Annotated in this window: 20 protein-coding genes; 9 read left to right on the plus strand and 11 right to left on the minus strand. The window is 37.9% G+C overall.

The window, feature by feature from the left end:
- Nucleotides 1-137: 137 nt before the first annotated feature.
- From QM481_RS23145 to QM481_RS23155, 3 genes are all read right to left on the minus strand, one after another.
- Entirely contained in the window at nucleotides 138-755 is a 618-nt protein-coding gene (locus QM481_RS23145) for a PepSY-like domain-containing protein (RefSeq protein WP_283383545.1), read from the minus strand.
- 104 nt (nucleotides 756-859) lie between these two features.
- The gene (locus tag QM481_RS23150) at nucleotides 860-2098 is read right to left on the minus strand and encodes a metallophosphoesterase family protein (protein ID WP_283383546.1); all 1239 of its coding nucleotides are present in this window, start codon (nucleotides 2096-2098) and stop codon (nucleotides 860-862) included.
- Between the two features lie 80 nt (nucleotides 2099-2178).
- Nucleotides 2179-3000 (minus strand): DUF3667 domain-containing protein, encoded by an 822-nt coding sequence (locus QM481_RS23155; RefSeq protein WP_283383547.1) that lies wholly within the window; start codon nucleotides 2998-3000, stop codon nucleotides 2179-2181.
- A 577-nt stretch (nucleotides 3001-3577) separates the two neighbouring features.
- On the opposite strand from QM481_RS23155, the gene QM481_RS23160 reads away from it, so the two are divergent.
- The 9 genes from QM481_RS23160 to QM481_RS23200 all read left to right on the plus strand — a co-directional run bounded on the left by QM481_RS23160 (nucleotide 3578) and on the right by QM481_RS23200 (nucleotide 16393).
- Nucleotides 3578-4780: a pyridoxal phosphate-dependent aminotransferase gene (locus tag QM481_RS23160; protein ID WP_283371991.1), complete on the plus strand. Its 1203-nt coding sequence runs from the start codon at nucleotides 3578-3580 to the stop codon at nucleotides 4778-4780.
- Nucleotides 4781-5013: 233 nt separating this feature from the next.
- A complete protein-coding gene (locus tag QM481_RS23165) occupies nucleotides 5014-8790 on the plus strand; it encodes a DUF3857 domain-containing protein (RefSeq protein ID WP_283383548.1) in 3777 nt (1258 codons plus the stop codon).
- Between the two features lie 152 nt (nucleotides 8791-8942).
- Nucleotides 8943-10232 carry a sodium:proton antiporter NhaD gene (gene nhaD / locus QM481_RS23170; RefSeq protein ID WP_283383549.1) on the plus strand — a complete coding sequence of 430 codons (1290 nt, stop codon included), beginning with the start codon at nucleotides 8943-8945 and terminating at the stop codon, nucleotides 10230-10232.
- Between the two features lie 344 nt (nucleotides 10233-10576).
- A complete protein-coding gene (locus tag QM481_RS23175; RefSeq protein WP_166550578.1) occupies nucleotides 10577-11275 on the plus strand; it encodes an ABC transporter ATP-binding protein in 699 nt (232 codons plus the stop codon).
- A gap of 88 nt (nucleotides 11276-11363) precedes the next feature.
- Nucleotides 11364-12299, plus strand: a complete 936-nt coding sequence (locus QM481_RS23180) for an HlyD family secretion protein (protein WP_283383550.1) — start codon at nucleotides 11364-11366, stop codon at nucleotides 12297-12299.
- Entirely contained in the window at nucleotides 12296-13435 is a 1140-nt protein-coding gene (locus QM481_RS23185; protein WP_283383551.1) for an ABC transporter permease, read from the plus strand. Before QM481_RS23180 ends, QM481_RS23185 begins: the two co-directional genes overlap by 4 nt.
- A gap of 391 nt (nucleotides 13436-13826) precedes the next feature.
- On the plus strand, nucleotides 13827-15149 hold the full coding sequence (locus tag QM481_RS23190; protein ID WP_283383552.1) for a TolC family protein: 1323 nt from the start codon (nucleotides 13827-13829) through the stop codon (nucleotides 15147-15149).
- A gap of 5 nt (nucleotides 15150-15154) precedes the next feature.
- A complete protein-coding gene (locus tag QM481_RS23195; protein ID WP_283383553.1) occupies nucleotides 15155-15559 on the plus strand; it encodes a hypothetical protein in 405 nt (134 codons plus the stop codon).
- Between the two features lie 180 nt (nucleotides 15560-15739).
- Complete coding sequence (locus tag QM481_RS23200; RefSeq protein ID WP_166550573.1) at nucleotides 15740-16393, plus strand: MarR family winged helix-turn-helix transcriptional regulator; 654 nt, start codon at nucleotides 15740-15742, stop codon at nucleotides 16391-16393.
- A 272-nt stretch (nucleotides 16394-16665) separates the two neighbouring features.
- Here QM481_RS23200 and QM481_RS23205 read toward each other — a convergent pair whose 3' ends face one another.
- From QM481_RS23205 to QM481_RS23240, 8 genes are all read right to left on the minus strand, one after another.
- A complete protein-coding gene (locus QM481_RS23205) occupies nucleotides 16666-17313 on the minus strand; it encodes a hypothetical protein (RefSeq protein ID WP_166551628.1) in 648 nt (215 codons plus the stop codon).
- A 255-nt stretch (nucleotides 17314-17568) separates the two neighbouring features.
- Entirely contained in the window at nucleotides 17569-17991 is a 423-nt protein-coding gene (locus QM481_RS23210; protein WP_283371980.1) for a c-type cytochrome, read from the minus strand.
- Between the two features lie 10 nt (nucleotides 17992-18001).
- Nucleotides 18002-19300, minus strand: a complete 1299-nt coding sequence (locus QM481_RS23215) for a PQQ-dependent sugar dehydrogenase (RefSeq protein ID WP_283383554.1) — start codon at nucleotides 19298-19300, stop codon at nucleotides 18002-18004.
- Nucleotides 19301-19421: 121 nt separating this feature from the next.
- Complete coding sequence (locus QM481_RS23220; RefSeq protein WP_283383555.1) at nucleotides 19422-19952, minus strand: PAS domain-containing protein; 531 nt, start codon at nucleotides 19950-19952, stop codon at nucleotides 19422-19424.
- A gap of 514 nt (nucleotides 19953-20466) precedes the next feature.
- The gene (locus QM481_RS23225) at nucleotides 20467-21702 is read right to left on the minus strand and encodes a 3-phosphoshikimate 1-carboxyvinyltransferase (protein ID WP_283383588.1); all 1236 of its coding nucleotides are present in this window, start codon (nucleotides 21700-21702) and stop codon (nucleotides 20467-20469) included.
- 151 nt (nucleotides 21703-21853) lie between these two features.
- Nucleotides 21854-22414: a hypothetical protein gene (locus QM481_RS23230; protein ID WP_166551632.1), complete on the minus strand. Its 561-nt coding sequence runs from the start codon at nucleotides 22412-22414 to the stop codon at nucleotides 21854-21856.
- A gap of 185 nt (nucleotides 22415-22599) precedes the next feature.
- Nucleotides 22600-23727, minus strand: a complete 1128-nt coding sequence (locus QM481_RS23235) for an amidohydrolase family protein (protein ID WP_283383556.1) — start codon at nucleotides 23725-23727, stop codon at nucleotides 22600-22602.
- A gap of 57 nt (nucleotides 23728-23784) precedes the next feature.
- Nucleotides 23785-24300, minus strand: a complete 516-nt coding sequence (locus QM481_RS23240) for a hypothetical protein (RefSeq protein ID WP_283383557.1) — start codon at nucleotides 24298-24300, stop codon at nucleotides 23785-23787.
- Nucleotides 24301-24368 lie beyond the last annotated feature (68 nt).

Genomic DNA, 24368 nt, shown 5'->3' on the forward strand with positions numbered 1-24368 from the left:
GAGAGCGTGGTTATGTACATTACACAAATTACACTTTTAAATTATTTTATCTGCCATAAGCTGTTGGCGTTATGCTGTAAGCAATCATTGAACATTAGGTCATTTTCAAATCTTCAAATTCCCTAATTTTCAAATGATCAATGTCCTCTGCCTTTTCCTTTGCCACGACCACCATTCATTGGAGGAATATCGGCTACTTTAACAAAGTTACCAGCTGAATCAAATATCAAAACAACTCTGGTTGTATCGTTTGCAATACCTACAAACAAGTTACCATCTGCGTTTGTACCTGCTTTTTTGATGGTATAACCTGCGTAGTTTTTAGTCACATAACTAGTTACAGAAGCTGACAATGTCGAAATATCTACGTCTGTCAGTTTTGCTTTATTTCCATATCTTTCTATAACTTGAATAAAGTTACCGCTTGCGTCAAACAATAAACCTGTATGAGTTTTATTTACAAACACACCAACAACATATTGCCCTAATGAGTCTTTCGCTGCAAATTTCACCTGAGCACCAGCATAATTTGTACTAATATAAGAAATAACTTTGCTAGGTAAAGCGGTAGAATCAATAGGAGTTAGTTTGCCTTTACATTTAGTTTTTGTAGTCGAATCAGCAGCAGTACGTGCAGCTGACACTTGGATTGCCTCTAAATCACCATCACTTGAAGGCGTAGCATCTTGTGATTGACAAGCCACCATATAAAGGCCAACGACAGCCATCAACAATAATAACAATTGTTTTTTCATGTGTACTTATTGGTTTAACTTTTATGAGATTAAAAAATATAGTTGAAACGTTTCATAAGTACATGACTGCTGGTCGACAAAAACCGTTGCCTACTCGACAAAATTTATTCAAAAATCTCTACTGATTGTATTTCTTTAAAAAGCTCCATCAATGATTCGCTTGGGGCTTGACCTTTTCCTTCTTTGCTATTTTTAAAATATTCTACAAAAAGCTCTTCCATGCTTTTGTTATCAATACTCACAATTTTGGAAGTCCCATCATTTCCCTTTTGCAGATTTTTCACTTCAGGAATAATAGGCATCATCATCGGATGCGCCTCCATTAGCCTTTTCTTATCTGCCGATTCTAAGTAACTTTCTGTTACCATCGTAATCTGAACAATAGCATCTTGGTTGTCTTCCAACCAAGTCATAGCCTCCTCTATTTCGGTAAATTTGTTTCGCAACAGTTTTTTACCCTTAGTCAATGCCACTGGCGTAAGACTCACAGGCTGACCAGCTTCTGCTTCTACGACAACAACATACTTCGTCTGATTAGCTTCCGAAAAACTATACGCCAAAGGGCTACTCGAATAAATAATCGGACAAGGCTCTATATCAATCGTTTGGAATCTGTGTAAATGTCCTAAAGCTACATATTGAGTCTGAGGAGGAATATTTTCAGAGAAAATAGCTGATGCTCCTCCTACATGGAGAATCGGTTTCTCATCATCTGGTTCCTCTGGCTGTTCTCCTCCATTTTTCATCATAAAGAGGTGTGTCACCAAGAAGTTAACCCCTTTTTCGTCGAAATATTGGTCTGCCAACTGCTTCCAATGCTGTGCCAAATGCTGGCGGAGGCTATCTTCTGTATCCTCCACTCCCAAATAGGTTTTCAAGCGCACCTCGTTGGCGTATGGTGTCAAAATCAAACGTAGAGGCGTTTGCTGCTTGGGTAATGCCAACTCAATATATCCATTATCTACATGCAATACCTCAATGCCTCCCTCAGTAGAGAACGGACGCAAATACGCGTTTGGATACCCCACAAACACGATTCCACAAGCACGGGCTAAAGCATCGGGCACTTCGATACGCTCAGGAGAATCATGATTTCCTGCAATGGCAATCACGGCTCGTGTACCATTTTTGGACAATCTGTGTAAAGTTGAATACAACAATTCGGTGGCTTCTGAAGAAGGATTAAAGTTATCGAACAAATCACCCGCTACAATCACGGCATCTACGTCCTCTTTGTCGGCAATCTCAACGATTTCGGTTAGTACCTCTCGTTGTTCTTCCAAACGAGAGAACATATCCAATCTTTTACCCAAATGCCAATCTGCTGTATGTAATATTTTCATTTTCAAAATCAATTATATTTTATGAGGCTGTGGGCTATGGTTTTGCACAATACATCGAACTCAAACCTCAGCACTCTTACTTATTTTCCATCTGTCACAGCATTAATTAAGGAGGTTTTATCCCCTACAAGCGAGAAAAAGAATCCTCCAAAACCAGAAATCACGGCAATTACGATAGCCGCTGCGAATATAGAAAGTAATGTTTTTCCAATCGCTGACCAAGTGCTTTTCTCCTCGAAAAACTGCTTATATGCCCAAATCATATATACCATACTTATGAGGGAAGATATCATGGATTGAACATAAAAACCAACAATACTATTTTTCAAAAAAAACAAAAATGGAAACAAAAGTAACTTAATCAGCTCAGAATGTGAAAGTACAAAAAGATGTAAAACAATGCCTTCAACCCAGTTGTATCGTTCTTTTCCTAAAATTTTAATCGAGAAAAAACCATACAATATAATACTAAACATGAGTTGATAGGTATAGTTTTCAAAAGCAAAGTGTAAGGCTTTTTTGACAAAAGGCATCACAGCTTTTTGTTCTTTGGATTTCATATTCTGGAACATAATTCCCATATTGAAAAGATCGTCCCAATAATGTATGTAGATCCAAGTTGCTACCCCGCCTATCAATAACAGATAATTGACAGGATGAAAATGATTCACTCTTTTTCCCTGCACATACTCACGTACCGAATGCCCTGGACGGGTGCTCATCATTTTTAAGGTATATAACAAGCCTCTATTGAAATAGGTAAAGGCATTGAGCAATTCCGAAAATATGTCGTTGAAAACAAGTCTTTTGGTAGTAGCTTTTTGTCCACAATTAGGACAATAGTGCCCGTGGTATTCGTTTTGACAGTTTTTACAATGAATTAAATCGTGCGAATGACTCATACAAATATAGGTTTGGCTAATAATGGAGAGGGTGAAAATGGTGAGTTGCAAGTTCGTACTGTACGAAGGATTGAGTTATTGATTTCAGATATCGGATGTTGGATTTCGGAAATATAGCCTACTCTTCACCTGCAAAATACTGAATTCTTTGTCAATGAGCAATCAGAAAAACTTGAACACCCCATTGAAGCTTTTTAAACTTTTTCGTTATGGGTGAATAAATTCACCCGCTAAGCGGAAAAGTTGCATATTGTTAGCCATTCACCTAGCGCCTCACCCCTATCCCCTAAAAAAACACTCAAACACTCAAACACTCTGTGCCTTTGTGCCTGTTCACTAAAACTAAAACCTATCCCCTAGTGCCTATACCCTATCCCCTGACTCCCAAAAAATTACCATTTCAGCAATTTAAGTATCCTTTTTTTATCAAGTTTACAAAAAATAAAAGCCAATATTAATTAATCAAAAAAAAGTTAGTTTAAGCAATCTCCTTCAAGTAACTTTGTGCAATTTTGGGGGTGACTGTAATTTGCTCAAATCTTCCTCGTTTTTTTCATAATCCGAAACAACAAAAACAATGTCTGTCGAATTATTATCAAGTCGAATCAACGCATTAGAAGAGTCGGCTACGTTGGGAATGACCAAAAAAGCTCGCGAATTGGCAGCTCAAGGTCACAAAGTGATTAGTTTATCTGTAGGTGAACCAGATTTCAAAACACCAAAGCACATTTGTGATGCTGCTAAGGACGCTATCGATGCTGGTTTTCACGGTTACTCACCAGTGGCTGGTTATCCTGACTTGCGTAAAGCAATTGCCGATAAATTAAAACGTGACAACAACCTTGAGTGGGGTCCAGAAAATATCGTAGTTTCTACAGGAGCAAAACACGCATTGGCAAATGCTATTTCGGTATTGGTAAACCCTGGCGAAGAAGTAATCATCTTTGCTCCTTATTGGGTATCATACTCTGAAATGGTAAAATTAGCTGAAGGTACTTCTGTAATTGTAGAAGGTGCTTTTGATAATAACTTCAAAGTAACTCCAGAGCAATTTGAAGCAGCAATCACACCTAAAACGAAATTGGTGATGTTTGCTTCTCCAAACAACCCTACTGGTTCGGTATATACTGAAGAAGAATTGAGAGCTATTGCTGCTATTGTTGAAAAACATCCAAATATCTTCGTTTTAGCTGACGAGATTTATGAATATATCAACTTTACAGCGGGTGGTCACTTCTCAATCGGTTCTATTCCAGCTATCAAAGACCGTGTAATCACTGTAAATGGTGTTGCAAAAGGTCATGCGATGACTGGTTGGAGAATTGGTTTTACAGCATCTGCAAAATGGATTGCTGAAGGTCTTGAGAAATTACAAGGTCAAGTTACTTCTGGTACTTGTTCAATCGCTCAGAAAGCTGCTACTGCTGCTTTCAATGGTCCTTTGGATGAGGCTTACAAAATGAAGGAAGCTTACGACCGTCGTCGTCACCTTGTAGTTGGCTTGTTACGTGAAATCCCAGGTTTCAAAGTAAACATGCCAGACGGAGCATTCTACGCATTCCCAGATATTAGCTACTACTTTGGTAAAACAGATGGCAAAACAATGATCAACAATTCAGATGATTTCTGTATGTGGTTGTTGGCTGAGGCTTTTGTTGCTACTGTAGCTGGTTCGGGCTTTGGTGCTCCAAACTGTATGCGTATTTCAACTGCTGCTGCTGACGAACAATTAGCAGAAGCTTGCGAAAGAATTAAAACTGCTGTTGCTAAATTGAAATAAGGTTTTGCAACTTACTAATACTATTAATCCTCAGTGTATTTCAGATATACTGGGGATTTTTTTATGAAACACTTGTTTTACAACTACCCTATCTCTTCTTGTTCATTTAAAAGCCTTTATGATTATTTTAGGTTTATCTCTCTCTGATGATGTGAGATTTGTAAAAAATCTGTATTTTCCTCCTCTGAAATAAGAACCACCAACTAATAACAAAACCTTTTAACAACACTTAGATGAACATTTTCTACTCCAAGACTAAGTTTTCCTTTATTCTTCTTGCCACACTATGCTTTTCTTGGTTAAGCTATGGTCAATCAACGACCAATCAGATAACTACCGCTTGGCAAGCTTTCTATCAAAACCAACGTCTCGAAGCCCAAAAACAATTTGAAATTGCTAGTCAAAATCCTAATACTAAAGCCGATGCGTATTTAGGCTTAGGGCTACTCAACTGGTACGATGAACAACGCGACAAAGGATTTGACTACATGGTCAAGTTTTACGAAAGTAGCCCTAATCCATATCCATACCTGTATTCGTTATGGTCTTCGGAAGTTTTATATGGTAGCGCCAAACCTATTCAACCTAAACACGTTGATTTTTTGCAACGTATTATCAAAGACAACAAAGCCCCTGGAACCTTACGTGCTATGGCGCACGCAAGCCTAGGAGATTATTATCAAAAAACGATGAATATTGAGGCTGCCAAAGCCGAATATCAAAAAATCGGGGCTATTGATAATTGGGCAGTATTAGGCACTTTTGAAAATACTTCAGGTAGCGGCTTTGATAAAGATTTTGGTGTTTTGCAAAATCCAGACTTAAATGCTACTTACAAAAATAAAGTACAGGCCAAAATAACTTGGTTTAAACCTCCTGTGGAACGCCTCGACAAATGGTTTGACTTTGACCAATTGTTCGATACTGATAACTCCTTGATGTATGCACAATCATTTGTCAATAGTCCAAGTGACCAGACTGTATATTTACGTGCAGGATGCTCAGGCTCTATGAAGGTTTGGGTAAACGACCAGCTAGTGATTAATGAATCAACTGAGCGAAATTGTGACCTTGATATCTATACTTACAAAATCACCTTGAACAAAGGATATAACCGATTCTTGGTTCAGATAGGACAAAGTATCTCGGGACGCGCTAACTTCATGCTTCGTTTAACCGACGATAAGGCTACTCCAATCGTAGGGTTTTCATCGACTACTCAACCGCAGGCTTACAATAAAACCACTAAAGTTGAAGAGAAAAACTTACCATTTTTTGCTGAAAACTTTTTTGAAGACCTCATCAAAAAAGATGCAAAAAGTGTGGCAGACTACGTGCTGTTAGCGAGTGTTTTTAATCGTAATGATAAAACTTACGAGGCAAAAAAAGCTATCCGTAAGGCGCGTGAAATTATGCCGAATAGCACGCTCATCAGTCGTATCAATACAGAAATTTCTATACGAGAAAGTAATCGTACCGAACTTGCTAAAGACGCAGAGTTTATCAATAGCAATGACCCGACCTCCAATTTTAGTTTAACCTATCAGCTAACCACCGCTATGAGTAAACAGGATTATGTGGAAGCGGCTAAGGTAATTGAAGAGTCTAAGAAATACTTTGGCGTAAATCAAGCAACAGATTTGGGAGAACTATTAATCTACGCCCGACAAAACCAAATGGATAACCTCTTGAAGGCTGTAGATAAAGTGTACAAGCTATATCCTAATAGCTATGAATGTATTCAGATGTACTGCTTGGTTCAGATTGGCGTGCACAAAAACACGCAAGCGGCGATTGATGCTTACAAAGCTTATTTAGACAAAAATTACAATCTCACTGGTATTCGGGAGCTCGCAAAGCTTTACTATCAAAATGGAGACAAAGCTGCGGCCTTAGAATTATTTAAAACTGCCATTAAAATGGCGCCTCACGAAATTAGAAGATATACAGACCTTGTCAATGAATATTACTCTTTGGCAGACTATCAAAATGCTTTGAGCCTTCAGCAAAAAGCACTAGAGTTTGTACCTTATGAGGGTTCTTATTGGCAAGATTTAGGAAAAATATACCGTGAGTTAAACAAAACCCAAGAAGCAATACAGGCATATAAAAAAGCCTTAGAATACTCTCCTACCCTGTTTTCGGCTCATAAAGCATTACGTACTTTAGAGAATAAATCTGATTTATTTGCGAGTTTCTCACAAGTAAATCCAGAGGAAGTTTTCAAGAAATCTCCTACTACCAAAGAGTATCCAACCGATAATAGTGTGATTTTGGTGGACAATAAACAACGTATTGTGTATCCTCAAGGAGCCAGTGAAGAACGTGTCGAAACAATCATTAAAGTCCTTACCCAAGAAGGCATCGATGCTTGGAAGGAATATGAAATTCCTTATAATTCGAATACACAAACTTTAGAAATCGAAAAAGCTGACTTGCTAAAAGCCGATGGCACAAAAACCAAAGCCGAAACCAACGATAACCAATTGGTGTTTGCCAGCCTTCAAGCAGGAGATGCTATCCATATCGTTTACAGGCTCGAAAATTATACCTCTGGTATGCTGGCAGGGCATTTTAGCGATCGTTTTTACTTTAACATTGGGTATCCTATTGTATCCTCAAACTATAGTTTATTGATTCACAAAGATCGCCAGTTTCAGTACAAAACCCACAACTTCAGTTTAGAGCCAAGTATCAAAACGGTAGATGACTTTAAACTGTATTCATGGATAAAAGAAAAAACTCCCGCCATTGAAGCTGAATATTATATGCCTCCACTCGACGATGTGGCACAATTGTTAGAGGTATCAACTATGCCAAGTTGGCAATTTATTGGCGACTGGTACAGCGATTTGGTTTCGATTAAATCCAACTCAGATGTCGAGGTTCAAGATGCTGCTAAGGAGATTTTTCAAAATCAACCTAAAAACTTGACGACTATTCAAAAAGCGAAACTGATTTATGAATACATTGAAAAGAATGTTAATTATCTCAGTGTAGCCTTTATGCAAAGTGGATTGGTACCACAAAAGGCCTCTCAAACCCTCAATAACAAACTGGGCGATTGTAAAGATGTGTCCACTCTATTTGTAGCACTTTGTAATGAAGTAGGCATCAAAGCAAATTTGGTATTGGTTTCGACACGTGACAATGGTTTGTATGGAATGCTTTTGCCAAACATTCAGTTCAATCACTGTATTGCAAGTTTGGAAGATGGAGGCAAAAAATATTACATTGAACTTACCGATAACAAAAACCCTTTTGCAGCAGGTTCATATATGCTTAGAGGCGCCAATATCTTACCTATTCCACGCAAGGATACGCCAGTTAGTACAACATTACAACAATTAAAAGAGGCTGTTCCATATACTGATGCGATTGTTCGCAAAACTACAATGGACATTAATCAACGTGATTTGACTATCAAAATTGTTTCGAAAAAATCAGGAAGTTTAAGTAGTGAATCTCGACACTCAAACATTGATTTGAGTCAGGAAGACCGTGAAAAGCAATTGACTACTGCTTTGTCGGAAGGGTTTACAACACCTGTAAAGGTCAATAACCTTTCATTTGAAAACCTTGATAATTTGAAAGATTCTGTCATTACTAAATATTCTTATTCGGTAAAAAATCAAATCAACGAGGTGGCTGGCATGAAGATATTCTCATTGCCTTGGTCGGAGAAAATTGCCACTTCTGATTTTATTGCTTCCGAAACGCGTGTTTTTCCTTTTGAGTTGTGGAAAATTAATGCTGCAACCTTGATGAGTGAAGAAATCACTTTGACTTTACCTGTAGGCAAAAAACTAGCTGAAATCCCTAAACCTGTAAAGCTCAGTACCAGCTTTGCTGATTATGAAATGACCTACACTGCTATCAGTGGCAAAGTTGTGGCAAAACGTGTTTTAATAATCAAAAAAGACCAAGTTGACGCCAAAGACTATAAGCTATTTAGGGACTTTTTCTTGCAAGTAATCGAGGCAGATACCAAACAATTAGCAATCAAATAGTCACTTTGGGAGTCTATTTTACAAAAACGTTGATACGTTAATTTTACTAAAAAATACAATACTCCAATAAAGTTTTTATAGCTTTGAGTCGTTTGAAAAATATTCATTTCAAACGACTCAAAGCTTTTTTATTTTATCAGTAACAAATATCCATGCTATCAGGAATCGTTATATTATTCACTCTTGGCTACTTAGCCATCGCTCTCGAACATCCTATCAAAGTCAATAAAACAGCAACAGCATTACTTACAGGCGTGGCTTGCTGGACGGTCTATGCACTCGGAAGTGCCCACGAACCAGAAAAGGTAGTCAACGAGCTTTCACACCATTTAGGAAGTGTTGCCGAAATCCTTTTCTTCTTATTAGGTGCTATGACCATTGTGGAGCTCGTTGATGCCCACCAAGGCTTTAAACTTATTACCGACCGTATTACTTCTAAAAATAAAGTAACGCTTCTTTGGATTTTAGGGTTAATTACGTTTTTCCTTTCAGCTGCCTTAGACAACCTAACTACAGCTATTGTCATGATTTCGGTGGTTCGAAAACTCATTAAAGAACCAGAGACGCGTAAGCTTTTTGCAGGTATTGTAATCATTGCCGCCAATGCAGGTGGAGCTTGGTCTCCGATTGGGGATGTTACTACCACCATGTTGTGGATTGGAGGACAAATCACAGCGAGTAAAATCATGAAAGGGCTATTTTTACCAAGCTTAATTTCTTTGTTAATTCCACTGTTGTTTATGACCTCTCGACTCAAAGGAAAAGTAAAATCTTTACCTGCCGAAGAGGATGTCCATTCGTCCGAAAATGCACATCAACTCATTGTAGAGGCTCAAAACTCAACCATTATGCTTGTTCTGGGGCTAGGAAGTTTATTATTTGTACCAATTTTCAAAACTATAACACATTTACCTCCTTATATGGGAGTTCTATTAGGACTAGGAATCGTTTGGGTTGTTTCCGAAATTTTACATAGTGGAAAAGACGAAGAAGAACGTAAGCCGTTTTCGGTAGCACACGCACTTAGTAAAATTGATACCTCAAGTATTCTATTCTTCTTGGGGATTCTTATTGCCATTGCGGCCTTAGAATCAACGCATTTGCTTACAGACTTGGCGATGTGGATGGATAAAACTATTGGTAATCAAGATATTATTGTCACTACCATTGGTTTAGCTTCTGCCGTGATCGACAACGTTCCCTTAGTGGCTGCGTCGATGGGCATGTATGATTTGGCTCAATATCCTGCTGATAGTAAACTTTGGGAATTTATGGCATACTGTGCTGGTACAGGCGGGAGTATCTTAATTATAGGTTCGGCGGCAGGTGTAGCAGTTATGGGTATGGAAAAAATTGATTTTATCTGGTATATGCGTAAAATCAGTCTTCCAGCTCTATTGGGTTATTTTGCAGGAATTGCTGTATTTTTGTTACTTTATTAGAAGCCAAAGCTTCATTTCTTCATTGCGCTATACATTTTGATTCAAATGTATAGCGCAATTTTTATTTAAAAACATACTTAGTATCGCTCATGGAAAAGAATCTACTAGTTCAAGACTTAGTCTTGGACTCACTTTTTTAAGCAGTTTTAAAACTGAAAATCAATCGTATACAATTCCTGCATTCAATACCTTTTAACACTTCCTAAAACTTCTTCAAACAATTTACCAGTCCCAGAGGTTTTATATATGTTTTTGAACTATTACAAAAAATATAGTACGAAAACACATATAAAATACTAATAATTGTATTACTTTTGACAAAGTAAAATGTTATCGTACTATTTATGGAAATTGTAGCAAGTGTATCTAATGCCTCAAAGCAGTACAAAACTGGCGATACAGTAATTACTGCCCTACAACCTTCTAGCTGTGAATTCCGAAAAAATGAGTTAACACTCATTATAGGCCCTTCGGGTTCTGGAAAAACTACATTGCTATCACTCCTAGGCTGTGTGATTTTCCCGAGTACGGGCGAGGTTACTATTTGCGACCAAGTAATCAATGGGCTTAATCAGAATCAACTTGCTAAGGTTCGCCTTCAAAATATTGGATTCGTTTTCCAGAGCTTCAATTTATTGGCACCACTCAATGCCCTCGAAAATGTCATGCAACCACTATTATTATTAGGCATTTCTAGAAAAGAAGCACGTCAGCGCGCTACAGAGGCCTTACGCAAGGTCAGTATGGAAGACCGTATGTATAACCTTCCGAAGATGCTGAGTGGTGGACAACAACAAAGAGTTGCCATTGCTCGTGCGCTAGTAACCAACCCTCCCTTGATGCTATGTGACGAACCTACAGCCGCCCTCGATACCAAAAGCGTATCTGTAGTCATGGAAGAGCTCAAAACACTCTCGACTTCAGGGAAATCTGTGGCAGTTGTTACCCACGATTTACGATTAAAAAAGTTCGCAGATAGAATTATTTACGTCAATAACGGCATGATTTCCGACCATCAGGAAGAGGAAGATATGCTTCTTTAACTGACAACTAAGGTTTGTTACGTATAACAAAAAGAGTTTGATTTTATAGAAATATGCTTTTGTACTTTCATTCAAAATAACTTTCCAAATGAAGCATTACATACTATTGTGCCTATCAGTAGCTCTACTGATGAGCTGTAATAAAGACCAGTCAAAAGAATCATCTAATCAAAAACAATCCAATCCTAAAGCTCCTACAAAATTGGTAGTAGCCATCGGAAGAGTAGAACCACAAGAAGGTATTATTAAGCTATCGGCACCTGTGGGAGGTATTGTCAAAAAAGTCATGAAAGATGATGGTGACAAGATACAACTCAATGAAGTTATTTTACAACTCGATGACGATACCGAACAAAATAAAATCAGTGAATTGAAAGTCAAAATAGCGACTCAACGTACCCAAATAGACATTTCACAATCGAAAGTAGCAGAGGTTACGGCCAATCTAAAAAACAAAAAACTACTTTTGGAAAGAGCAAGACAGCTGATTGCTAAGGGTGCCGAAACCCAACAAGTTTACGATAATTTAACAACAGACCTAGAGGTTTTGGAAGCCAATCTCAGCGCTGCCAAAACGCAAGTACAATTGGCAAATAGTGAGTTGAATGAACTTCAAACACAATTACAAACCCTTTATCGTGAGGCTAACAAAAAGATATTCAGAGCTCCTTTTTCGGGTATAATCCTTGACCGAACCGTCAATCAAGGCGAATCTGTTAGTCAATTTGCCAGTTATGCAGAGGTGGCTCCTCAAGGAAAGCTTATCATCAGAGCCGAGGTAGATGAAATGTTTAGTAGCAGTATCAAAATTGGTGACGCTGTCGAAATCGTCAATATTGGTAGTAGCAATGTTATTGCAAAAGGACAAATTTCGTCGATGGCTCCTTACTTGAAAAAGAAATCGCTCTTTTCTGAAAAAGCAGATGACCAAGAAGATCGAAGAGTTCGTGAAATACGCATTTCCGTAGTTGATGATAAAAACTTAGTAATCAATGCCAAAATTGAATGTAACATCAAGCTATGATACAAACGGCCTTTAAATTTATCAAATACGACACCGCCAAAAGTATTGGCGTAATCGTGGGTATTGTGATTAGTATTTTCCTGATTGGTCAACAAATTGGTATCCTTGGCTTCTTGACAGGGCTAATGGGAGGACTCGTAGAAAACTCCCGTAAGGATATTGCCCAAATTTGGGTCATCGATAATATTACCCGCAATGCCAATGAACTTGGCAAGCTAGACGAACGGTACGTTCGAGAAATTAGAAGTGTTGATGGGGTAGCCAATACTTACCCAGTAGTAGTATCAAATGGTCTAGTAAAATTCAAAAACGGAAAAACAGCCTCTGTTTTATTAATTGGAAGTGAAGCACCTGTTTTTGTGGCAGGCCCAAATCCTGTAAAGGTTTTTAAAGGAAAAATTAATGACCTTGCCCAAGACCAAGCTGTGTCGGCAGAATTCTTTGACCAAAAAACCTTTGACGCAGAACTAGAAGTAGGTACAAGAGTCGAAATTAATGGAAAGGAAGCCCAAATTAGCCTGCAAACCAAAAATGCCAGAGGCTTTGCAGGAGCGTTCTTTTACACTACACTCAGCAAAGCACGCTACTATGGTGGATTTCCTGAAAATAAAGTCAGCCTCGTCGCTATTAAAGTAAAACCAGGCTACGATGTAGCGTCGGTCATCAAAAGCATTAATACCAAGTTTTACGGTATTCGTGCTTGGGATGCCAACGAGCTTCAGGCTTCCACGATTAGCTTTATCACCATCTCATCCAATATTGGTACAAGTATTGGGTCGTTGGTTGTTTTTGCTATCATCAGCGGCTTCTTTATAATTGGGCTCACACTGTATTCGGCGGCACTCGACCGTATCAAGGATTATGGAACTCTCAAAGCCATTGGTGCAACCAACAGTTATGTGCGAAATTTGATTTTACTCCAATCCTTCTTTTTTGCCATCATTGGTTTTGTAATAGCCTTTGCACTTTTACTTGGTTTCAAAAAAGGGGTAGAAAATGCTGGGTTAGCGATTAACTATTCGACATTGGAGATATTGGGCTTGTTTATCATTACCCTATTTATCTCAATGGGTGGTTCTTTGTTTGCCATCAAAAAAATCAATGGAGTCGAGCCAGCCTCGGTATTTAGAGGATAGCGGTGAGTTTTCAATTGTGAATGGTGAATTAGGGTTGTACGAAGGATTTCTAATAATTGCGGATTTGGGATTTCGGAAATAAAGTAAAACACCTCTATTTTTTTACACTTCCGAAATCCAACATCCGATATCTGAAATAAACAGTTTTCATATTCCTCATTACAGCGCTAATTCACAACTCATCATTCACAATTATTAGTGTATGAAGGATTTTCAACTATTGCGGATTTGGGATTTTTGATTTCGGAAATAAAGTAAAACACCTCTATTTTCTTACACTTCCGAAATCCCACATCCAATATCCAAAATAGACAGTTTTCATATTCCTTCGTACAGCACTAATTCACAACTCATCTTTCACAATTCATCATTCGACATATCTTGATATTTTATGAAATCAATACTAATCATCATTCATCTGCTTTTGGGACATTCAATGTATGCTCAAATTACACTCAATGAATGTATCGAAAATGGTTTAAAACATAAACCTAATATCAAAACAGCCCAAGCAGATCTTGCTGTGGCTGCGCTAAAAAGTTTGGATGCTCAATCTAAATTTTTGCCTCAAATTGCCTTAGCGTATGAATACCGCTACAACCCGATTATCTCCACACAGATAGTCCCAACGGGGTTATTTAGCGGTACGCCAACTTCGGAAACACAGGCTATTCGTTTTGGTACCAAATGGCAACAAAATGCAGGCGTTACTGTGTATCAGCCCTTGATTGATTTGTCACTAAAAAGTAAGATTAAGGAAAGTAAAATCAATGAGTCTTTGGCAAATTGGGATCTCAAAAAAGCAGAAGAAGATTTTGTCTTTGAAATAATCAAATCCTATAGCCAAATACTTCTTTATCAGCTTCAAAGTCAAGAGTCCGCCTCTGATTCTGTTCGTAGTTATATCTCTATGTCTATGTTAGAGGCAAAGTTTAAAGAAGGAAAAGTATTAAAAACCGAGTTGAATACAGCCAAAATCAATCATAACAATAACCTTTCGGCATTTCAGAAGGCTTTTTCAAACTTGATTAATGAAAAAATTTACTTGAACTATCTTACCAATATCAGTCTCGAAAAGCTATTATCTGATTCATATACTCCTATCAACGATATTATGGACAATACGCCCAATAATGCCGCATTTGAATCAAGTATTGATTTTCAGAAATTCTTAACAAAAGAACAACTGCTCAATCAGCAGATTCAAACTGAACAAACCCAATATCGACCAACATTGGGAGTTCAAGGATTTATTGGCGCCAACCAATACACACAAAGCATCAATCCCTTTATGGCTAATTCATGGTTTGGCAATAGCTACGTAGGATTAGCGGTAAAACTGCCCATTTTTGCACCTGACAAATCCATTAATTTGAGCAAACAACTCCAAAAACAACTTACAGTAGTCGAAAACCAGAAGGAAGAATTTAAGTCTCAAAAAAATAAGGATATTTTACAAAACACCAATACCATCGAAAGGCTACAGAAAGAGATTGTTTTTGCCGAAAAAAACATCGCCCTTTTAAAAGAAAACCTAGATATTTATCAAGCTCGACTTCAAACAGGACAGCTTGAAGCCTCAGAGTTAAATACGCAAGAAAGCGCTTTACAAAAAGCCCTTGTGCAACAGTTACAACTCAAAGAGCAACTCAATAAGACCTTTATGGATAGGCTATATATTAGTGGTAACCTTCTCGAAAAATTCAAAAAATAAATCACATGACTCTCAAACCTGATACCATCAAGCACAGCATTCTAATAACTCATTCATCGATTGAGTCTTTTGGTTTCGAGTTAAAAACCTGGAATTTTGATGCTGACAATTTTAGTTTATCATTTTCCAAAAAGAATATTTTTCCAAATGATGATAAAAGCTTTTCGATTGACGCTTTACTGCTTCAATCCCTTGAGCTATACAAACGATTTGTAGAATATGGCGACCATTTCCAGCTCACTAATTTTCACTGTATTAATTTGATTATAAATAAGCAGTCTATCCATGATTTCATTATTGAGATAGATTGGTTATCTACCCCAAACACCCACCAGAAATTTCTTGAGGCTTATTGCTACAATGAATCTGGACAGCTTTTGGGCAAAGGCACTGCCCTGTTGAATAAGTAATAATTACGTACCTTTGAGAAAAAAAATTATCCGTTTTAAGCTCTAGGCTTTATGCTATAAGCAAAAAGAATCAAAATATTTCATACGAAATTACTAGCTCATTGCTTACAGCTTATTGCCTAAAGCTCAATAATGCCAGTTTGCATTATTACGTATCACTTCATAACGGTTTTGAGACCCATGAATAAGCAAGTTTTAATTGAAGTAATAGAACATCTCGACAAATTTCATTCAGAATATAAAGGTGGGGATGATTATACCATGGATGATTTCTTGGGGTATCTCAACACACAACGTCCAAGTAAAGATATTGAGATGCGTAAAGTGGGCGGCGACCAAGCGCAACATTTAGATACTGTACGACAAGAGAGTAACAGCGATGTGGCGATCTTGGTAACATTGTTGTTTCGTTATGCCAAAGGATATATCAAGAAAGCCTTACAAGACAGCATCATTCAAACTGCTGACGAATTTGCCTTTTTGATTACTCTTATCACTTTTGAAAGCCTGACCAAAACCGAATTGATTTCGAAACAGGTCATGGAAAAAACGTCTGGAGTGGAAGTAATCAAGCGCTTGGTTGGACAAGGGTTGATTCATGAATTTTCTGATTTGACAGACAAAAGAAGTGTGAGGGTAAGTATAACAGACAAGGGTAAAATGGAGGTAATGAAAGTGCTTCCAGAAATGAGTAAAGTCTCTCGAATCGTAGTAGGAAATTTAGTGCCATCAGAAATTACGACACTCTCCTATCTCATGAAAAAGCTCGATTTCTATCATAACGACATTTTTATGAATAACAAAAATGCCAGTCTGGACGAGTTACTGAAATAGGGGTTAGGGGTTAGGGATTAGGGATTAGGGATTAGGGATTAGGGATTAGGGATTAGGGATTAGGGATTAGGGATTAGGGATTAGGGATTAGGGATTAGGGATTAGGGATTAGGGATTAGGGATTAGGGATTAGGGTAAATAAAATCCTACACGCCATCTACTCACTTCTAACCTACTTTTTCTCACTTTTTTCAAAAAAACTATACCCTCACCCCTATCCCCTAAAAACACTTTGTGCCTCTGTGCCTTTGCCCCTGTTCACTTAAAAAAACCTAATCCGAAATCATACGTTCATCACTTTTCACGGTAAACTTAAACTGTCTTTCGCCACCAGGAGAACGGAGTTTGACGATATAACTTCCAGAATTTAAAGGGTATAGCGATTTCAACACAACACTATTAGCATCAGAACTAGCTTCTTGTTCACAAGGAACGCCCAAACCAGACTCTGTACCTACTAATGCCGTAACGTTGGTATTACTTTCTACGGTAACTGTAATCACATTGCGATCATTTTGTCTAGCAACAATAACAGGCGATGTAATTTTGGCTGCAATCGAGGTATAAACATTAAACTGCCCGTCTTGCTCATATTCTACAATACGATAATATTCTGAATAACGAAGGATTTTGGAGTCAGTAAACGTAAACTGTAACCTTTCATCGGCCATGTTTTCTTTTACTGGAATTTCACGAATGTCGAAGAAAGTGTCGTTGTCTTTACTTCGTTGTACAATGAATCTTGCAGGACGATGCCCCTCTGTACTTACCCAGCTGAGTACGGCTCGACTATCATCATTTACTTTTACATCAAATAGAACATCGCGACTCGAACGAGCTTTGATTTGAGACTGTGCACAAAAGGAAAATCCCATGACAAGGAGACCCATCATAGCAAAAGCTAAGGAAAACTGTTTCATAGAGGTTGTTTAGGAAATAAAGTTTGGGTTCAATAAAGATAGGCATCTGCTACAAATGGCGGGATAGCAAATATTATTTCAAATTTAGCACTATTTTAATAATATTCTTACATAAAATTATAAAATTTCAATATTTAGTTGCAAAAAAAGGCTTTAATTCAAAAGTGTCTAAACTCTAAAAAAGTTTATAACTAAAGAATTAAAGCCTTAACAGAAAAGCTATTTTACTGAAAATCAAGCATTTTACTAAAAATATTATTTCTTAGCTCTTTGCATTTTTACCATGGCAGGAGTAATAACGCTTGCTTTATTACCAAAACTTTTACGAATGTACGTAAGCACATTAGCAATGTCTTTATCACTTAAAAAATCATGAGAAGGCATTTCATTTGAATAACTTTCTCCTGCAACTTCTACGCCTTTCAAGCCATTTAGAACAACTTTAATCAGTCGTACTGAATCACCCAAAACCCATTCATTTTGAATCAGTGGAGGATTCAGATTGGGTACTCCACTCCCATCTTCTTGGTGACAAGCCAGACAATAGTTTTCATAAACTAGCTGACCTGAGTCTGCCTGTATGGCTTTATGTATTGTATTTTTTTGACCGTATCTTGCTGAAACTGCCGAACCTAACATTCCTACCAACAACAGACCAGTAACAATATATTTGAACATGAGATGATGTTTAGTTTTTGATAACTCTCCAAACTTTTCCTTTCACCGAATCACTGATATACAATGAACCATCAGGACCTTGTGCCAAGCCCATCGGGCGCGCCTTTGCTTCGTTAGGATTTTTGATTTCGCTACCACCAGCAAAACCTTCTGCAAATACTTCATATTCTCCTGATGGTTTTCCATTTTTACCAAAAGGAACAAAGGCCACAAAATAGCCTCCTTGTTTTAATGGAGCGCGGTTCCACGAGCCATGAAAACAAATAAATGCGCCATTTTTATATTTAGCTGGCAATAGATTTCCTGTATAAAACAACAAGGCGTTTGGTGCCCAGTGAGCAGGAAAAGCCATAATAGGCTGGTCTTTGCCTTCGCAACGTTCTTGAATTTTACCATCACCACCATATTCTGGCGCTAACATTTTTTTGTTTTGGAAACGATCATGGTAACAATATGGCCAACCGAAATCAGAGCCTTTTTTCACTAAACAAAACTCTTCAGAAGGTAATTCTGCATTTTGTTCGGCATTATACAAAGTCGAGAACATGGTATTCAACTGGTCACGACCGTGTTGCATTGCATACAATTCACCTTGTTGTTTGTTCCAATCCAAGCCTACTACGTTACGTAAACCCGTTGCATAACGCACGCCATCAGCTTGTTTTTGGTTTTTCTTGTTGGCATCAAATTGCCAAATACCACCATGCCATTCCAAAATAGGACAAGGATCCATTCCTTTAGAACCTTTTTGGCGGTTTTTCTCCTGACAAGCGTTTGATGGTGCACCAAAAGTTACATACAAATGTCCTTTGTCATCCAACTCGATAGACTTTGAACCGTGTTCGCTGTAGTGTTCCAACCCAGTTACGATTGTTTCTCCAGCAGCCTCATCGAACTTTCCGTCTTTCATTGGATAGCGCACTACCGATGTATCAGACGAAGCATATAAATAGCCGTTACCAATGACGATACCAGTACCCAAAAAATTACCAAAAGATGTATTTTGGTCTGCTTTCCCATCACCATCAGTATCTTTCAATACAACAGTACCTTTGCCGTTTACCAATTTGTTCAAACGAACATATACGTCGCCATTAGGAGCTACAGCCAAGTGACGAGCTTTACCCAAACCATCGGCTACTACTAGGGCGCCAATACCTTTTGGGAGTGTCAAACCACCGTTATCAACATCAGCTTTTAACTTAATAGATTTCTGTGCTTTAGGAGATTTCTTAGGAGCTGTGTTGGCCAACAAGGAAGTGTTTACTAATAGCCCAAACAAAGCGGAGAGAATAATGCTTTTTTTCATTGGAAAATGATTTTAATGCTGATTTTTAGTCTTTACCTATGGACATACGCCATAAGCTTGGTTAATGATGTTTTAACCAAAACTACAAAATTCGGTAAAATGTTCTATTGGGCTTTATTGGTTATGGCTGAATCTGGGGAAATACCTCGTTTTCTAAGGCAATAAAATTGACTAGCTCATACGATTTATTGAACATTGGAATAATCTGCACTTTACACAAATAAGGCTCTCCATCAGGTCGATAATTCGTCAAAACACCTTCTACAGGAATTCGCTTTTGGATATGCTCACGTATCAAAGTTCGCACTTCAGCTTCGGTATCTTTTCCTTGTAAAAACTTGGGCTTTTTACCTCTGGCAAATTTAGGCGTATAACCAGTCATACGCTCAAAACCAGTACTGGCTAACAGAATAGTTTGTTGAGGGTCTGTAATCACAACGGCATGAGAAGGATTTTTAAGGTGTAAACGAAAATCTGCCCAGCGAATCCAACCTTGTTTGATGGCATAACGGCAAATTAGTTCATAATCATTTTGTGCCTCTTCGGACAAGGCAATAGGTGGTGTCATAAATTCATTGCCAATCAGTAGTGGATGAATTAATCGGATGTTCATAAAAGCATCCGAACTACTGTCTGAGGACAAATCAAACATACAAGTTTTGTTTAAGGTCTATCGATATTTTTAGTAAAGAATAAAGAATGAATGTCTAAAAAAGGTCGATTTTGTTTGAGCTTTTTATAAAACAGTCAAACAAAACACAAAATTAATACATTGATTATCAATTACTTAATTTTAAATATACATGAAAACTTGCTATTTGATTCTCATTAGACCAAAGAAATTTTTTAGAGCAATACTCTAAACTTCCTTATATCTATTTGAAAGTCAGAGTGGTTATGGGAAGGGTTAGTATAAATTGTAGAGATATGAATCAGGACTATACAAAAGTTTTTATTTTGCTCATAAGAAGTCTGATTTATTGGTATTTTCTATCGTAGTGTCAACCTTTTAGATCAATTAAAACCTTTTTGTTACGGGCGAATAAATTCACCCACTAAGTAGAATCACATATTCACAATACAAAAAAAGAGTCCGTAAAACCCTAGTTCCACGGACTCTTTTTTATTGAAAAATCATTCACAACTCACTCATTCATCATTCACAATTATTCAATCGTTACGATTTTAGATAAGTGATTCCAGAAACTTGGATATGATTTTACTACCACATCTGGCTCTTCGATTACTACATCTTCTACCAATGCCAACGGAGCAAAAGCCATTGCCATGCGGTGGTCGTCATAAGTGTGCACCGATACAGGCACCACTTGACGCTCAGCCGCAGCAGGAGTCAATTGGTATTTATGATTGGTTTCGACTTCTTTTAAGGTTGCGCCAAACTTGATTAACTCATTTTGAAGCGCCATGATACGGTCTGTCTCTTTTACTTTCAAAGACTCAATTCCTGTCAAGGTCAATGGAATATTTTTAGCAGCAGCCACCACACAAATCGTTTGTGCTAAATCTGGACAGTTCGTAAAATCCCATTCTAATGAAGTAGCAGGCTCTATTTTAGTCAATTTAAACCCACGACCCGTGTACTCTGATTTCACGCCCAAGTGACTCATAATGTCAGTAACTACTGAGTCGCCTTGTAAAGAGTTTTCTTTTAATCCTAACAATTCCAAAGAAGCATCAGCATTATCTGACAAAGCCACTACCGAGAACCAATAACTCGCCCCAGACCAGTCTGATTCTACGGCATACTGGATAGGATTATAGGCTTGTGGTGCTACAGTGATCGTTTTTGCGTCCCAATCTGCCTGAGCTTGTACGCCAAATGCTTCCATTTGTTTCAAGGTCATTTCGATATAGGGTTTTGAACCCAACTCTCCTGTAATTTCCAAAGTTAAGCCTTCTGGCAACAAAGGCGCTACCATCAACAATGCCGAAATATATTGTGAACTTACATCGCCACGTATCGCCAAACGATTGTTTCCTTTAAAATCAAAACCATTTAATTGTAATGGAGGATAGCCTTCAGTTTTTACATAGTCAATTTGAGCACCTAACTCGCGCAAGGCATCTACCAAAATACCAATAGGGCGCTCGCACATACGAGGTGTACCTGTCATGGTTTTGATTTGACCAGTTACCGCATAATAGGCTGTCAAAAAACGCATGGTTGTACCAGCATCAATAACGTCAGCAATAGGGTCATTGGACGCTAATAAACGCATCATGGTTTGCGTATCACGAGCCTCTGCCAAGTTTGACAAATTATCATGCCCTTTGGCAAGTGCGTTGATAATCAAAGCACGGTTAGATTCTGATTTTGAAGACGGTAAAGGAATTTCCGTTTGGAAAGACTGTTGTACTTTGTGTAATAATAACTTTTTCAAGGTCAATGTCGGATTGTGGATGTCAAAGTCGAGCCTTGGCATCGTTTATTTGGTTAATTAGAATCTTCCAAAGCATTAGCAAACGCCAGCGTTTGGATTCTTTTCAGAAGAATAACAAAATTAATCCATGAACCTAATCTTTCCTAATTTGTTACATGAATCGCACGACCAAGCGTCGTTTCTGGCTGATTTTGTATTGAGGATAAGATAAAGGTTTGGCAATAAGACCTATTCCAATACATACCCCGCTAAACGCCAATAACCCTGGACTAAGTTTAATGGGTTGGTTGCGCTGCACTTGGTTAAGGACATCAATTAATGAAAACATTATCCCTCCTGCTGCGATAGTCCCCGCTCCTTTGGATACAAAAGGAATATGACGATAGGGTGAAAATATCATTGCGATATTCTTCAAGGCTATTTCGGAAGTAACATGACTTTCTTCATCTGTAAAGAAAAAAGTACTATCAGCAATCTGTTCAATACGACCAGTATAGCGGGTTTTGTTTCCATTCAATTGGAACGATATATCGCTTTCCTCAAAGAATCTTAGCTTTCGAGCATAGCCTTTAGCATACTCTATTGCCAAATATTTGATTGGTGTGTATTTACCCGTACTATCCACTGCTTTCCGAATACGCCCCAGACGAGTATTTTGGCTCAAAACACTCCAACTTATTAAACTCAATAATAATACAAGCAAAAATCTCATGGTGTAATGTTAAAGATGTTATCAGTTAATGGTATATCTGTTACAAAATCAAAAAAGTATCTTGTCGCTTGCCTAAGGGATATTGCCATTGGAAGTTACGGCTTGGAAGCCTTAGCATTTGCTAGTACTGGCTTGGAAGCCAGCACTAGCAAGACAGATATACCAATAACAGATAACGATTCATCCTATTCAGGAAACTGACTTTTATCTAATCCTGGAATAAGTCTTAAGGCATTTTTATAATAAACTTTTTTCAAGATACTATCTGAAAGACCTAAGCCATACATTCTCCAGAATGCGTGATATTTCTTGTGATAAGGAAAATACTCGTCGTTGGTTTCTAATACTCTAAAATAAGTAGCATACTCAGAAGGTACCCATGAGTCTTTTCCAAACAGGATTCGGTCTTGACGTTTTTCAAAAAATCTTTTAGCCGTATGTGGCTGACGACCCAACTCCGCTATCACCGCTCCAATTTCGACATACATATTGGGCATTTCGTCCATCAAGCTATCCAATTTGGGTAAGTTATTCGGATACCAGCCCATGTGCGCTGCGATAAAATTGGTTTTAGGATTTTTCTTAAAAACATTATGTTGTTGCTCAATAAGCTGCTCCCATGTAAAGTCATTAGACTTTTCGCCTGCATTTCGCTTTCTGTCTGGGTGCAATTTAAGTTCAAGCCAACGCTCATTAAAACGGTCGACAGGTTGCCAAAAACGCTCTGGGTCAGCCGTATGAATTAGTACAGGGATGCCTAATTCACCTGCTTTTTTCCAAATTGGATCTAGTCGTGGGTCATCGACACGCACCAATTTATCTCCATCTTTTACCGAAAAACCAAGGTTTTTATAAATTTTCAACCCTTTAGCACCACGCAGCTTTACATCTTCTTCTAAAGTTTTAACCGCTTTTTCAGTCCAGCCTTTGGTATTGATATTGGCAAAATCAATATTCGTAAATACCGCAAAACGACTTGGATAATACTGTTTTATCTGCTCGATTTGCTTGGTTAGAGTTTGAGTACTTTTGGCTTCGTCGCTTGTCCAACCTCTACCGCTCAAATTGACCATCAACTTCATATTGAGGGCATTCATATCGGTAATTAACTTGTCCAAATTTTCTTTTTCTTCATGCAAATTCCATTGATGATTATGAACGTCGATAAAAGGAAATTTGGCTTTTGTGGTAATATGCTCGGGTACTACTAAGGTAGATTTGGGCTCGTACTCTTCAAAATTTACTGTGATTTGTTGAGCATAAGAGCTCATACTCAGTAGTAAAGCAGACAATAGTAAATAATTAGATTTCATACAATTGGAGAAATTAATTCAGGTAGTTATGAAGGGGAAATATGATACAGACTATAACTATTCAAGGGATAATTGAGGTTTTTCTTCATCGTCGGGCAAAATCGTAACGGAGCCATAACGGAAACGGCCTTGATATATTTCGAGCAAATGCTCTAATCGCCACGAAGTAATATCGAGTTGGCTGATGGGTATTTCTTGAATTCGTCCGTTATTGACAAAAATCAGGTTTTCGGTATATACATTTTTCTTTACCTCTGGCTTGATATGTAACCCATGCACCAAAGCCCACGAAACAAAAGGTTGACCAAGCAATTGTATGCCTTCTTGCGAAAGAATAATTTTAGGTTGTGGTTTATTATGTTTCACATAAATCCAACCCAAATAAGAAGATAGTATCAACATGCAAAGCCCTGACCATAGTTCTGCTTGATTCAAAAAATACACCATATATAGCAGCGCCCCCAAAGCTCCAACCAATAACATATAGCGGTCTTGTGCTTTGGTAAAAATTGTGGTAAGCTCTGGAATATCTGGGTCATCTTCAAATACAGATAGTTCGTTAGGGTCCGTCATACTTGATTAATTATGAATTAGTGAATGATGAATTGTGAACTTTTTAACCTATTTCGAATTTGTTTTTT

It is taken from the genome of Flectobacillus rivi (assembly GCF_030056655.1).
Classification (GTDB): Bacteria; Bacteroidota; Bacteroidia; order Cytophagales; family Spirosomataceae; genus Flectobacillus; species Flectobacillus rivi.